The sequence below is a fragment of the Streptomyces sp. CA-249302 genome (assembly GCF_050936785.1).
GTDB lineage: Bacteria > Actinomycetota > Actinomycetes > Streptomycetales > Streptomycetaceae > Streptomyces.
The window spans coordinates 2,190,275-2,202,490 of the sequence record NZ_JBNJMG010000001.1 but is presented as its reverse complement, the minus strand read 5'-3'; the positions used below and the strand labels follow the sequence as shown (position 1 = coordinate 2,202,490).

Annotated in this window: 13 protein-coding genes; 4 read left to right on the top strand and 9 right to left on the bottom strand. The window is 71.9% G+C overall.

From position 1 onward, the window contains the following. Positions 1–122 precede the first annotated feature (122 nt). Genes ACQEWB_RS09870 through ACQEWB_RS09860 form a run of 3 tightly spaced genes read left to right on the top strand, consistent with a single transcriptional unit; the run spans position 123 to position 3,201 of the window. On the top strand, positions 123–896 hold the full coding sequence (locus ACQEWB_RS09870) for an SDR family oxidoreductase (RefSeq protein ID WP_432829178.1): 774 nt from the start codon (positions 123–125) through the stop codon (positions 894–896). Then, on the top strand, positions 893–2,581 hold the full coding sequence (locus tag ACQEWB_RS09865; RefSeq protein ID WP_432829176.1) for a class I adenylate-forming enzyme family protein: 1,689 nt from the start codon (positions 893–895) through the stop codon (positions 2,579–2,581). Before ACQEWB_RS09870 ends, ACQEWB_RS09865 begins: the two co-directional genes overlap by 4 nt. A gap of 26 nt (positions 2,582–2,607) precedes the next feature. Further along, positions 2,608–3,201, top strand: a complete 594-nt coding sequence (locus ACQEWB_RS09860; RefSeq protein ID WP_432829174.1) for a TetR/AcrR family transcriptional regulator — start codon at positions 2,608–2,610, stop codon at positions 3,199–3,201. Here the strand turns inward: ACQEWB_RS09860 and ACQEWB_RS09855 are convergent. Continuing rightward, on the bottom strand, positions 3,198–4,235 hold the full coding sequence (locus ACQEWB_RS09855) for a response regulator (protein WP_432829172.1): 1,038 nt from the start codon (positions 4,233–4,235) through the stop codon (positions 3,198–3,200). The two genes, ACQEWB_RS09860 and ACQEWB_RS09855, sit on opposite strands and share 4 nt — an antisense overlap. A 58-nt stretch (positions 4,236–4,293) precedes the next feature. Further along, the gene (locus tag ACQEWB_RS09850; protein ID WP_432829170.1) at positions 4,294–6,285 is read right to left on the bottom strand and encodes a histidine kinase; all 1,992 of its coding nucleotides are present in this window, start codon (positions 6,283–6,285) and stop codon (positions 4,294–4,296) included. Between the two features lie 185 nt (positions 6,286–6,470). On the opposite strand from ACQEWB_RS09850, the gene ACQEWB_RS09845 reads away from it, so the two are divergent. Continuing rightward, positions 6,471–7,046, top strand: coding sequence for an LGFP repeat-containing protein (locus ACQEWB_RS09845; protein WP_432829168.1), 576 nt, complete (start codon positions 6,471–6,473; stop codon positions 7,044–7,046). Between the two features lie 76 nt (positions 7,047–7,122). On the opposite strand, the gene ACQEWB_RS09840 is transcribed toward ACQEWB_RS09845, so the two are convergent. The 7 genes from ACQEWB_RS09840 to ACQEWB_RS09810 all read right to left on the bottom strand — a co-directional run bounded on the left by ACQEWB_RS09840 (position 7,123) and on the right by ACQEWB_RS09810 (position 12,120). Continuing rightward, positions 7,123–8,337, bottom strand: coding sequence for an acyl-CoA dehydrogenase family protein (locus ACQEWB_RS09840; RefSeq protein ID WP_432829166.1), 1,215 nt, complete (start codon positions 8,335–8,337; stop codon positions 7,123–7,125). Between the two features lie 6 nt (positions 8,338–8,343). Continuing rightward, positions 8,344–9,366, bottom strand: coding sequence for a phosphotransferase family protein (locus ACQEWB_RS09835; RefSeq protein WP_432829164.1), 1,023 nt, complete (start codon positions 9,364–9,366; stop codon positions 8,344–8,346). Positions 9,367–9,532: 166 nt separating this feature from the next. After that, positions 9,533–9,829, bottom strand: a complete 297-nt coding sequence (locus ACQEWB_RS09830) for a hypothetical protein (protein WP_432829162.1) — start codon at positions 9,827–9,829, stop codon at positions 9,533–9,535. A gap of 97 nt (positions 9,830–9,926) precedes the next feature. After that, the gene (locus ACQEWB_RS09825) at positions 9,927–10,250 is read right to left on the bottom strand and encodes a DUF202 domain-containing protein (RefSeq protein WP_432829160.1); all 324 of its coding nucleotides are present in this window, start codon (positions 10,248–10,250) and stop codon (positions 9,927–9,929) included. Further along, positions 10,247–10,639 carry a YidH family protein gene (locus ACQEWB_RS09820; RefSeq protein ID WP_432829158.1) on the bottom strand — a complete coding sequence of 131 codons (393 nt, stop codon included), beginning with the start codon at positions 10,637–10,639 and terminating at the stop codon, positions 10,247–10,249. The genes ACQEWB_RS09825 and ACQEWB_RS09820 overlap by 4 nt, the downstream gene beginning before the upstream one ends. Positions 10,640–10,662: 23 nt before the next feature. Further along, positions 10,663–11,187, bottom strand: a complete 525-nt coding sequence (locus ACQEWB_RS09815) for an NUDIX hydrolase (protein WP_432829156.1) — start codon at positions 11,185–11,187, stop codon at positions 10,663–10,665. A 39-nt stretch (positions 11,188–11,226) separates the two neighbouring features. After that, complete coding sequence (locus ACQEWB_RS09810) at positions 11,227–12,120, bottom strand: DMT family transporter (RefSeq protein ID WP_432829154.1); 894 nt, start codon at positions 12,118–12,120, stop codon at positions 11,227–11,229. Positions 12,121–12,216 lie beyond the last annotated feature (96 nt).

The window sequence follows — 12,216 nt, the reverse complement described above, 5'->3', positions numbered from 1 at the left end:
TATTGCTCCCGCGGGTTGATCGATACGGCCCCGCGCCCCTGAGGTGGGGACAGTCACCCTTCCCTGTTACATACCGACTGGTTAGTCTGGGCCGCACCGCAGGCCGTAGTCGAAGGAGACTCATGGTGGGAGCCGTTCAGGGTGCTGGTGTGGTGGTCACGGGGGCTGGAGGAGGTATTGGGGCTGCCCTTGCCCGGCGGTTTGCCGCCGAGGGGGCCCGGGTCGTCGTGAATGATCTCGACTCTGACCGGGCCAAGGCCGTTGCCGACGAGATCGGGGGGATCGCAGTCGCCGGGGACGCCTCCGCGATCGTTGCCGATGCTCGGGACGCGCTCGGTGGTGTCATCGACGTCTACTGTGCCAATGCCGGTGTCGCCTTCGATGACGGGGACGTCGACCAGGTTCTCGACGAGAAGACCTGGGCCACCTCCTGGGACGTGAACCTCATGGCTCATGTCCGGGCCGCCCATGAGCTGCTTCCCGCCTGGCTGGAGCGGGGGAGTGGGCGGTTCGTGTCGACCGTTTCCGCTGCCGGGCTGCTGACCATGATCGGGGCGCCCTCGTACAGCGTCACCAAGCACGGGGCCTACGCCTTCGCCGAGTGGCTCTCGTTGACGTATCGGCATCGTGGGATCAAGGTGCACGCCGTTTGTCCGCAGGGGGTGCGGACCGACATGCTGGCCGCCACCGGTAGTGCGGGGGATCTCGTGCTGCGGCCCACCGCCATCGAGCCGGGGGATGTGGCCGACGCGCTGTTCCGGGGGATCGAGGAGGACCGGTTCCTGATCCTGCCGCATCCGGAGGTCGCCGGGTACTACCAGGCCCGGGCCAGCAGTCCTGATCAGTGGCTGGACAGCATGAATCACATCCAGAAGCGGTGGGAGGAGGCGCGATGACCGAGTCCCGCTATGCGGCCAAGCCCTGGGTGGCGCTGCTCAACGAGGCGCAGAAGGCCCCCATCCGCCCGGTCGACTCGCTGGTGCACGCGTTGCGGCGGGCCGTCGCCGAGGATCCCGAGCGGGTCTTCCTCGCCTACTTCGACGGGCGGCTCAGCTATCGCGAGGTCGACGAGCTGAGCGACTCCGTCGCCGGGCACCTGGCCTCGCGGGGGCTGGAGCGCGGGGACCGGGTGGCGATCCTGCTGCAGAACTCCCCGCTGTTCGTGATCGCCCTGCTCGGTGCGTGGAAGGCCGGGGCGACCGTGGTGCCGGTCAACCCCATGTACAAGTCGGGGGAGGTCGGGCATGTGCTGCGGGACGGGGAGGTCGCCGCGCTCGTCTGCTCCGACCGGGCCTGGGAGTCGTATCTGCGCGAGACGGCCGCCGACTCGCCGGTGCGGATCGTGCTGACCGGGTGCGAGCTGGACTTCCAGACACGCGGCGACGCGCGCGTGCTCTCCTTCGAGCGGCTGCCGCAGCCCGTCGACGCCGCCGATCTGACCACCGTGGCTCGTGCCGGGTACGAGGCGCCCGAGGACCGTGACCCCGGGCCGTCCGACATCGCCCTGATCAGCTACACCTCGGGCACCAGCGGCACGCCGAAGGGCGCCACCAACACGCACGGCAACATCATGCACAACGCCGAACAGCAGAGCGTGGGGATCGCCCTGCCCGAGGCGCCCGTGTACTTCGCGATGGCGCCGCTGTTCCACATCACCGGCATGGTGTGCCAGCTCGGCGGCTGCCTGAACAGCGCGGGCACGCTCGTCCTGGCGTACCGCTTCGAGGCGGGTGTCGTCCTCGACGCGTTCGCCGAGCACAAGCCGCACTACACCGTGGGTCCCTCGACGGCCTTCATGGCGCTGGCCGCGCACCCGGCCGTCACCCGGGAGCACTTCTCCTCGTTCCAGGTGATCTACTCCGGCGGGGCGCCGCTGCCGCCCGCCCTGGTGGAGAAGTTCCGGGCGGACTTCGGGCCGTACATCCGCAACGGCTACGGCCTGACCGAGTGCAGCGCGCCCTGCGCCTCGGTGCCCCCGGGTCTGGAGGCGCCGGTGGATCCGGCCTCCGGGACGCTGGCCGTCGGGCTGCCGGTCCGGGACGCGATCGTCCGGATCGTCGACGAACAGGGCGCCGAGGTGCCTTTCGGGGAGCAGGGCGAGATCGTGGTCAGCGGACCGCAGGTCGTGCCCGGTTACTGGCGGCGGCCCGACGCGACCGCGGAGACCTTCCCGGACGGGGAGCTGCGCACCGGCGACATCGGGTTCATGGACGAACAGGGCTGGCTTTACGTCGTCGACCGCAAGAAGGACATGATCAACGCGTCCGGCTTCAAGGTCTGGCCGCGCGAGGTCGAGGACGTGCTGTACACGCATCCTTCGGTGCGTGAGGCGGCCGTCGTCGGGGTGCCGGACGGGTACCGCGGCGAGACCGTGAAGGCGTACATCAGCCTGCGGCCGGGTGCCGAGACGGACCCGGATGAGCTCGCGGTGTACTGCAAGGAGAGACTGGCCGCCTACAAATACCCGCGGCAGGTGGAGATCCTGCCCGACTTGCCGAAGACGGCGAGTGGGAAGATCCTCCGTCGGGAGCTTCGTTCCCGCAGGCAAGCAAGCGAACAGAACACGTCAGAACAAGGCTGAACGCTCGGAAGGCAGGTGGCGGCAGGGTGCCCAGGACGACGGACGGCGACGGTACGCCCGTCCCGCAGCGGCTGCTGGCCGCCGCCACCCGGCTCTTCGCGGAGCAGGGCTACGACCGCACGTCCGTGCAGGAGATCGTCGAGGCGGCCGGCGTCACCAAGGGGGCGCTGTACCACTACTTCGGCTCCAAGGACGACCTCCTGCACGAGGTGTACGCGCGCGTGCTGCGCGTCCAGCAGGAGCGGCTCGACGCGTTCGCGAACGCCGACGAGCCGATCGAGAAGCGGCTGCGGGCGGCCGCGGCGGACGTGGTCGTCACGACGATCGAGAACCTCGACGACGCGATGATCTTCTTCCGCTCCATGCACCATCTGAGCCCGGAGAAGAACAAGCAGGTGCGTGCGGAGCGCCGGCGCTACCACGAGCAGTTCCGTGCGCTGGTGGAGGAGGGGCAGGAGTCCGGGGTCTTCTCGAAGGCGACCCCGGCCGACCTGGTGGTGGACTACCACTTCGGGTCGGTCCACCACCTGTCGACCTGGTACCGGCCGGACGGGCCCATGGGCGCGCAGGAGGTCGCCGACCACTTGGCCGACCTGTTGTTGCGGGCGCTGCGGCCCTAGGCTTCCGGGGCTTCCGGGGTGGTGGGGCCGAGGCCTGCCTCGCGGGCCCAGGCCGCCGCCTCGGTGCGGTCGGCGACGCCCAGCTTCGCCAGGACCGCCGACATGTGGTTGCTGACCGTCTTCGGGGACAGGCCGAGGCGGGCGGCGACCGCGGAGTTGGGCCGGCCTTCCGCGATCAGGGTCAGTACGTCCCGTTCCCGCGGAGTGAGTGTCGGGCACGGGTCGGGCGGTGGTGCCGGGCGGCCGAGCTGCCCCAGCACGCGCCGGGCCACGCCGGGGCCGAAGATCGCCTCGCCCGCGGCGACCGCCCGGATCGCCCGCACGATCTCGTCCTGACCGGCCCCCTTGAGCACATAGCCGCGGGCGCCGGCCCGCATCGCGGCGAACACCGAATCGTCCTCCTCGACCATGGTGAGCATCAGCACCGCCACCGACGGGGCGACCCGGCCGATCTCCCGGGTCGCGTCGATACCGTTCTGGTCGGGCATCCGGATGTCCATCACCACCACGTGCGGCCGCAGCGTCACCGCCGCCCGCACCGCCTCCCGCCCGGTGGCCGCCACCCCGACCACCCGCACCCGCGGCCGCCCCTCCCGCACCGACTCCAACAGCGCCGCGAGCCCGGTACGGACGACCGGATGGTCATCGGCCAGCACGACCCGCAACACGTCGGCCTCCGGCGGTTCCACGAGATGCTCCGCCGACCCGACGCCGGGGTGGCCGGTGCTCGTCTCCGGCCACGGCGCCATCGCGCCTTCCGGCCCGGCGCCGGCGCGGCTGCTCCGCGCCACGGGTTGTTGTGCCGTCACGCTTTCCCGCCCGGCGTCGGTGTGGCCGCCGTTCGCCCCAGGTTGTTGTGCCGTCACGCTCTCCTGCCCGGCGTCGGTGTGGCCGTCGTTCGCCTCGGGTTGTTGTGCCGTCACGCTTTCCGGCCCGGCGTCGGTGTGGCCGTCGTTCGCCCCGGGTTGTTGTGCCGTCACGTCCTCCCGCCCGGCGCCCACGTCGCTGCCGTTCGCCCCGGGCCGCTCCGCCATCACGCCCTCCAGCCCGGCGCCGACGTCGCCGCTCGTCCAAGTCCGGCCCGGTGTCTCGTCATGTCGTTCCTCCCAGTGGGAGCGTCGCCGTCACCCGTCCCCGGCCCGCCACACAGCGGCCGCCGAGTTCCGCCGCGCGCTCCTGCATCGACGTGATGCCGACGCCCGGCTGCCACTCCGTCTCCTCGGCCGCCGCCCGGCCGTCGTCGCAGACCTCCAGGCACAGGCCGTCGCCGATCTCGATCCGCAGGTCCACGTTGGACGCCTTGGCATGCCGGGCGGCGTTCGTGAGCGCCTCGACCGCGATGCGGTACGCGGCCACCTCCACCGCGGCAGGCAGCGTCGGCAGCCGTTCGGGCGCCCGGATCCGCACCTGGAGCGGGATGCCGTCGGCCCGCCACGACAGCAGGGCCGCCCGCTCCCGCAACGCGCCGAGCAGCCCCAACTGGTCCAGGTCCGGCGGCCGCAGCCCGTCCACCAGCCGGCGCACCTCGACGACCGCGCCCCCGATCTCGGCCCGCAGCTCGGCCAGCAGCCCGGCCGCCCGCTCCTGGTCGAAGGCCAGCAGATTGCGCGCCGCGTCCGTCTGGAAGGCCGCCCCGGCGAGCGTCGGCCCGAGCCCGTCGTGCAGATCCCGCCGGATCCGCCGCCGTTCCTCCTCCCGCGCGGCCACGATCCGCTCCCGGGACTGCTGCAACTGCCGGGACAGATCGGTGGCGTGCAACGCGGTCGCCAGGGGTACGGCGAGCAGCTCCAGGACGGCCAGATCGGCGGGCGCCGGCTGCTGCTCGCCGGGGCGCAGGCCGACCACCAGGGCGCCGACCGTACGGCCGTCGTAGTCGAGCGGCACGGTGTGCAGGGGGTCGACGGAAACCCCCCAACTCCCGTGCGCTACCCCCGACTTCGACTCCACCCGCACATACGGCAGCCGCAGCGCCTCGCCCACCGCCTCCGGCACCGCGCCGACACCGGTCCCGGCCAGCCGCTCACCGATCCGGGACACCGCGCGCACCGGGTCGTGCCGGTCGCCGTACAGCGCCCGGTCCACCGTGCGCTGGAGCAGCCGCCGGGCCGGTTCGAAGGCCAGGGCGAGGACGACGGTGATCAGGGCGGGGCCGAGGAGTTCGGGCCGCGGGTCGAGCAGCGACTGGAGGAAGGTGACGAGACCGACGTAGGCGGCTACCACGCCGACCGTCAGGGCGCCGTACAGGAGGCTGCGGGAGACGACCACGCGGATGTCGAGCAGTTCGTGGCGGACGACGGCGATCATGATGGCGACGGGCATGGCAAGGGTGCAGTACGACGTGTAGACCGGCGGGAAGCCGAAGGTCTGCAGCCCGAGGCTCAGTGCCAGTGGCATCATGCCGGCGATCAGCCACAGCATCCGGCGCCGGTCCTGCTCCCCGCCGCGCCGGTAGCGCAGGGACATCACGCTGCACACCGCCACCAGCAGGAGGCAGGACTGGGCGGTCTGGACGTTCCGCAGCACGGGCAGCCAGCCCGCCGGCACCGGCAGGTAGGAGGCCTGGGCCGCGGTGCCGCGGAACAGACCCCAGTCGGCGCGGCCCCAGACCGCCAGGCTGAGAGGCAGGGTGAGGACCTGGGCGACCAGCACCCAGCGCCAGCGTCGGTCGGGCAGCCGTCCGTCCGGGAACAGGAGGAACACCAGCACGAATCCCGTGGTGCCGACGATCCACGTGTGCCGTCCGACGGTGGTGAGCGTGCTCAGCACCCCCGGGGACCAGCCCGCCCGGAGTCCCTCGACGGCCAGCCCGATCGACAGCCCGGTGAACGCGTGGCCCAGTCCGTAGGCGATCAGCAGCCAGCCGATGGGGTTGCGCGGCCGGTGCAGCGCGATCACCGTGCCGCACACGGGGTAGGCGAAGCCGACGGCCAGGTCGACCACCATGTCGTAGCGGACCAGGTCCCGAGGCGGCACCCCGGCCAACGCCAACGCCCCTACGCCCGCCGCCACTTGGGCCAGCGCCACCCCCAACAGGGCATACGCCGTCACCCTGCGACGCCGGGTTCGCCCTTGCGCGTCCTCCATGTGGGCCATCGTCCCGGTTCGCCCACCCGGGTGTCACGGGAACGGTTCCCGGTCCACCCGGGAGAGCTTCCGGGGCGTGCCCGGTGGATTCCTCTCAACTCCCGGCCGGGGCGGGCGCGATGCTCAGGGCAGCGGAACGGCGGGACCCACCGCCGGCCCGAACGGAACAACGGGGGAGAACAACCATGCTTTCACTGAAGCGGCGTGCTGCCGGGGTCGTACTGGGATCGCTGCTCGCACTCGGCGGCACGGCGGCGGTACCGGCCGCGGCCGTGACCGACGCTCCGCAGGCGCCCGCGAAGAAGCTGTGCCTGGGCGGCCACCGCATCGACAACGCCTTCATCTACCGGCGCTGGCAGCAACTGGGCGGCTCGGACGGCGCCATGGGCTGTCCCGTGAACGACAACTTCACCCTCCCGAACGGGGCCGAGCGGCAGACCTTCGAGCACGGGCAGCTGGCCTGGTCGCCCGACCAGGGGCACCGGATGGTGGTGGCCGCCTGGCAGAGCGGCGGCTACGCCTACTTCACCTGGGGCCCGACGGACCCGTACCACTACGACACCTTCCTGGTCCGCTACACCAGTGCCGCCAACCCGTTCGGCACCCAGAAGGAGCTCGGCAAGGGCAACCAGGGCGGGATGTGGGTGCAGCGGCGCACCACCGGCAGCTACAAGTTCATCGTCGAGGGCTGTGACGTCGGCGGCTCCGGCCACACCTGCCGGCAGGGCTGGACGACCTCGGTGCGGACGTACCCGTACTGACCGCCGGGACGGGGGGGGGAATCGGGGCCGGTGCGGGCGTGGGGGACGCCCGTACCGGCCCGCTGTGTGCTCCGGACTACAGGTACTTCTTCAACTCCCGCCGCGCCAGCGAGCGTTGGTGCACCTCGTCCGGGCCGTCGGCCAGCATCAGGGTGCGGGCGCCGGCGTAGAGCTCGGCCAGCGGGAAGTCCTGGCTGACACCGCCCGCGCCGTGCAGCTGGATCGCCCGGTCGATGATGTCGACGACCGTGCGCGGGGTGGCGATCTTGATCGACTGGATCTCGGTGTGGGCGCCGCGGTTGCCGACGGTGTCCATCATCCAGGCCGTCTTCAGGACCAGCAGGCGCAGCTGCTCGACGGCCACGCGCGCGTCCGCGATCCAGTTCTGGACGACGCCCTGCTGGGCCAGCGCCTTGCCGAAGGCGGTGCGGGAGACGGCCCGGCGGCACATCAGCTCGATCGCCCGCTCGGCCATGCCGATCAGCCGCATGCAGTGGTGGATCCGGCCGGGGCCGAGCCGGGCCTGGGCGATGGCGAAGCCGCCGCCCTCCTCGCCGATCAGGTTCGTCACCGGCACGCGCGCGTTGTCGAAGATCACCTCGGCGTGGCCGCCGTGGTAGTGGTCCTCGTAGCCGAAGACCTGCATGGCGCGCTTGACCGTGACGCCGGGGGTGTCGCGGGGGACCAGGACCATGGACTGCTGGCGGCGGATGTCCGGACCCTCCGGGTCCGTCTTGCCCATCACGATGAAGATCCTGCAGTCCGGGTTCATCGCCCCGGAGATGTACCACTTGCGGCCGGTGATGACGTACTCGTCGTCCTCCCGCCGGATGAGCGTGGTGATGTTGGTGGCGTCCGAGGAGGCCACCTCCGGCTCGGTCATCGCGAACGCCGAGCGGATCTCGCCCGCGAGCAGCGGCTCCAGCCACTGCTTCTTCTGCTGCTCGTCGCCGAACTGGGTGAGCACCTCCATGTTCCCGGTGTCCGGCGCCGCGCAGTTGAGGGCCGTGGGCGCCAACTGCGGGGAACGGCCGGTGATTTCGGCGAGCGGGGCGTACTGGAGGTTGGTGAGCCCGGCGCCGTACTCGGAGTCCGGGAGGAAGAGGTTCCACAGGCCCTGCCTGCGCGCCTCCGCCTTCAACTCCTCGACCACGGCCGGGGTGTCCCAGGGGGACGCCAGCGCGGCGCGCTGCTCCTCGGCCACCGCCTCGGCCGGATAGACGTACTCGTCCATGAAGGCGAGCAGCTTGGCGCGCAGTTCCTCGGTGCGCGCGTCGAACGCGAAGTCCATTGCGGGTCAGCCTTCCTGAAGGGTTGTCAGGCCGTGCTCGATGAAGACGGGGACCAGGTCGCCGATGCGGTCGAAGCCCCGGCCGACCGTCTGGCCCAGCGTGTAGCGGTAGTGGATGCCCTCGAGGATCACGGCGAGCTTGAACCACGCGAACGCCGTGTACCAGGAGACGGCCGAGACGTCACGCCCCGAGCGGGCGGCGTAGCGCTCGATCAGCTCGGCGGGGGCGGGGTGGCCGGGGGCCTCGGCGGTGGTGGAGACGGGGGAGTCCGGCATCCCGAGCGGCATGCTGTACATGACCAGGAGACCCAGGTCGGTGAGCGGGTCGCCGAGCGTGGACATCTCCCAGTCCAGAATCGCCTTGATCCGGTCGTCGTCGCCGATCAGGACGTTGTCGAGGCGGTAGTCGCCGTGGATCACGGTCGCCGTGGGGGACTGCGGGAGCCGGCGGCCGAGGGTCGCGTGCAGCTCGTCGATGCCGGCCAGCTCGCGGTTGCGGGAGGCGTCCAACTGCTTGCCCCAGCGGCGCAGTTGGCGGTCCAGGAAGCCCTCGGGGCGACCGAAGTCGGCCAGGCCGACCGCCTCGGGGGCCACCGCGTGCAACTCCACGAGCGTGTCCACCAAGGACAGCACCGCGCCCCGGGTGCGCTCCGGGCCCAGCGGGGCCAGCTGGTCGGCGGTGCGGTACGGGGTGCCGTCGACGAACTCCATGACGTAGAACGGTGATCCGAGCACCTCCTCGTCCTCGCACAGCAACACCGAGCGCGGTACCGGTACGGCCGTCTCGTGCAGCGCGCTGATCACCCGGTGCTCGCGCTTCATGTCGTGCGCGGTGGCCAGCACATGGCCGAGCGGGGGCCGTCGTACGACCCACTTCGACGTGCCGTCGGTGACCGCGTAGGTGAGGTTCGACCGTCCGCCCTCGATCAGCCGGCCGGACAGCGGGCCGTGCACCAGGCCGGGGCGCTCGCGGTCGAGCAGGCCCTGCAGCCGGTCGAGATCGAGACCTGGCGGGTGGTCGGGGCTCATCGGGGCTCCTTCGCGGGCGCGTGGACGGGGCCCCACCATCATGCCGACTGGTCGGTATGTCGTCCAGTGCGAGGGGCCAACGTGATCGGGGCCACCATAGGCCGACAGCTCCCGGCCGGGTGCGGCGAGGAGCTGTCGGTGGGTGTGTCCCGGGCGGCGACGGCCGTCAGTGGTCGTCCCAGTGGCCGTCGTGCGCGGCGTGGCGGTGGCCGTCGTGCAGGTAGTCGACGTGGTCGCCGTGCAGCACGCTCTCGTGACCGCAGTCCTCGCCGTGGCGGTGGTCGTGGCTCTCGTGCGCGACATGCCCCTCGGGCTCGCACTCGTCCCAGTGGCCGCCGTGCTCGCGGTGCAGGTGGCCGCCGTGGGCGTAGTCGACGTGGTCGCCGTGCGGGACGGGGGTGTGACCGCAGTCGGGGCCGTGGGTGTGGGCGTGGGTGGCGTGTTCCTGGTGGAGTGTCGTCATGGGGTCACTCACCTTCGGGGTGGGGGGATGACGTCGGACAGGCTGCCATGAGGGCGTCATGTTTCCGGGCATCCGACGCATTCCGGCTGCGTGGCGTTCAGAACACCAGCGCTGCCCCGCACACCGCCATCGCCACCGTGCAGAGAATCGCCGCCGTCGCATGGCGGGGAGCCAAGGCGCGGGGGACGGGCCTTCCGGCCAGGGCGCGGATACGCCGGTGCGCCACGAACAGGAAGGTCAGCCACAAGCCGCAGACCAAGGCGCACGTCACGACGCCCGCCGCCGACGCGCCCCCGTGCAGGGACGTCTTCATGGCCAGTACCGCGGCCACCGTCGCCGCCAGGGTCGTCCGGCGCCACGCCAGGCGGGTCCGCTCCGGCTGGAGACCGGGGTCCCGCTCCTCGGTCGTGGGACGGGTCACCCCTCCCACCCGACCAGCACGACGACCACCATCGCCACCGCCACCACGGCCACGACCAGGCTGAGTACCGCCGGGAAGCGGGACACCGGCAGGTCCTCGCCGCGGCGCATCGCGCGTTCGCACCGCATCCAGTGGTTGACCGCGCGCAGGGAGCAGAGGACGCCGGCGCCGAGGAGGGCGAGGGCCAGGCCGACGCGCCAGGCCCAGCGCAGGTCGGGCAGGAACTGGTCGACCGCGAAGCCGCCGCCGATCAGGGCCATGGCCGTGCGCAGCCAGGCCAGGAAGGTGCGCTCGTTCGCCAGCGAGAAGCGGTAGTCCGGGGTGTCGCCCTCTTCGCGGATCTCCTGGGGCTCGAACCAGAGGCGCACGTTCCGTGCGAATTCGATCACGGGCTGGACTTTATCCCGCGGCCTCATCCCGATGCCCGGGACCTGTGCTCCTTCAGGCGCCCGTACGCCGCCAGCCCGTCCGGCACCCACTCCCATTCGCCCAGCCGCCGCTCGACCTCCGCCTCCGGCAGGAAGTCGTGCCAGGCCACCTCCTCGGCCTGCGGCCGGACCGGGAGCTCGCAGCGGACCTCGTACACCGCCGACCACCAGCTCTGGCCCGCCCCGTTGTCGTACAGGAACTTGAAGAGGAAACGCGGGGCCGGGAGGCCGGTGACGCCCAGTTCCTCCTCGGCCTCGCGCAGGGCCGCCGTGTCGTAGGACTCGCCCGCGCCGACCACTCCGCCGACGAACATGTCGTAGAGGGAGGGGAAGACCAGCTTGGTCGGGGTGCGGCGGTGGACGAAGAGGCGGTCGTCCGCGTCCTTGGCCTGGATGAAGACGCAGCGGTGGCGCAGGCCCTTCGCATAGGCCTCGCCGCGCGGGGACCGGCCGATGACCTGGTCGTTCTCGTCGACGATGTCGAGGATCTCGTCAGCTGGGGTCGTCATACCGCCATCAAAGCAGTACGGCGGACCGGTCGTCCGGGGTCAGTTCGGCTGGAGGTCCCGGACCCGCTCCGGCTTGCCCGCTCCCGTCGGCATGCACGGGTGCAGGCCCAGCAGCACGATGCCGCCGACGATCGCCGCGAGGCCGACCGCCTCCCAGGCCAGCGCGCCGGTGTCGGTGCGCAGCCGGTCGCCCAGGAAGCCGACCCCGCAGACGATGCCGGCCAGCGGCTGGGCCGCGGTGAGGGCGGGGAGGGACATGCGCAGGGGCGCGGTCTCGAAGGCGCTCTGGACCAGGACCAGGCCGGTGACGCCGAGCGCGAGGACGGCGTACGGCTGCCAGCCGGTCAGCAGCTCCGTCAGGCCGCCCGCGGAGAAGCGCTGGCCGCTGACCCGGGTGAGGGCGTCCTGGAGGCCGTAGAGGACACCCGCGGCGAGGGCGAGCAGGACCGGGCCCGAGCTCAGGCGGGAGCGCTTCGCGTACGTCGTGAGGAGGAGGGCGAGGCCCAGCATCGCGCCGATGATCAGCCAGTGGCGGAACGGGTCGGTGACCGCCGTGCCGCCGCGCGGCTCGCCCGCGACGATGAAGGCCGTGACGCCGCCCGCGAGCAGCAGCAGGCCGGTCCAGCCCTGGCGGCCCAGGGACTGCCGGGTCTGCCGGCGGGAGAGGGCGAGCGCGAAGAGCAGGTTCGTGGCGAGCAGCGGCTCGACCAGGGAGACCTCGCCCTGGCTCAGCGCGACGGCGCCGAGGACCATGCCGACCACCATCAGGCCGATGCCGCCCAGCCAGCGCGGCACCCGCATCAGGTCGAGGAGCAGCCGGGGCGAGAGGAAGTCGCCCAGGGGTGCGTGTTGGGCCGCGTTCTGCTGGAGCACGAAGCCGAAGCCCAGGCAGCAGGCAGCGCTCACGGCGAGAACGAGAACCAGGACGGACACGCTGCGTACCTCGATCGGATAGGCCGGGCCACGGGGTGCGTAGTGGGTGACTGTAGCGTCCCAGAGCCCGGCGTGCCCCTGGGAGTGCCCGGATCC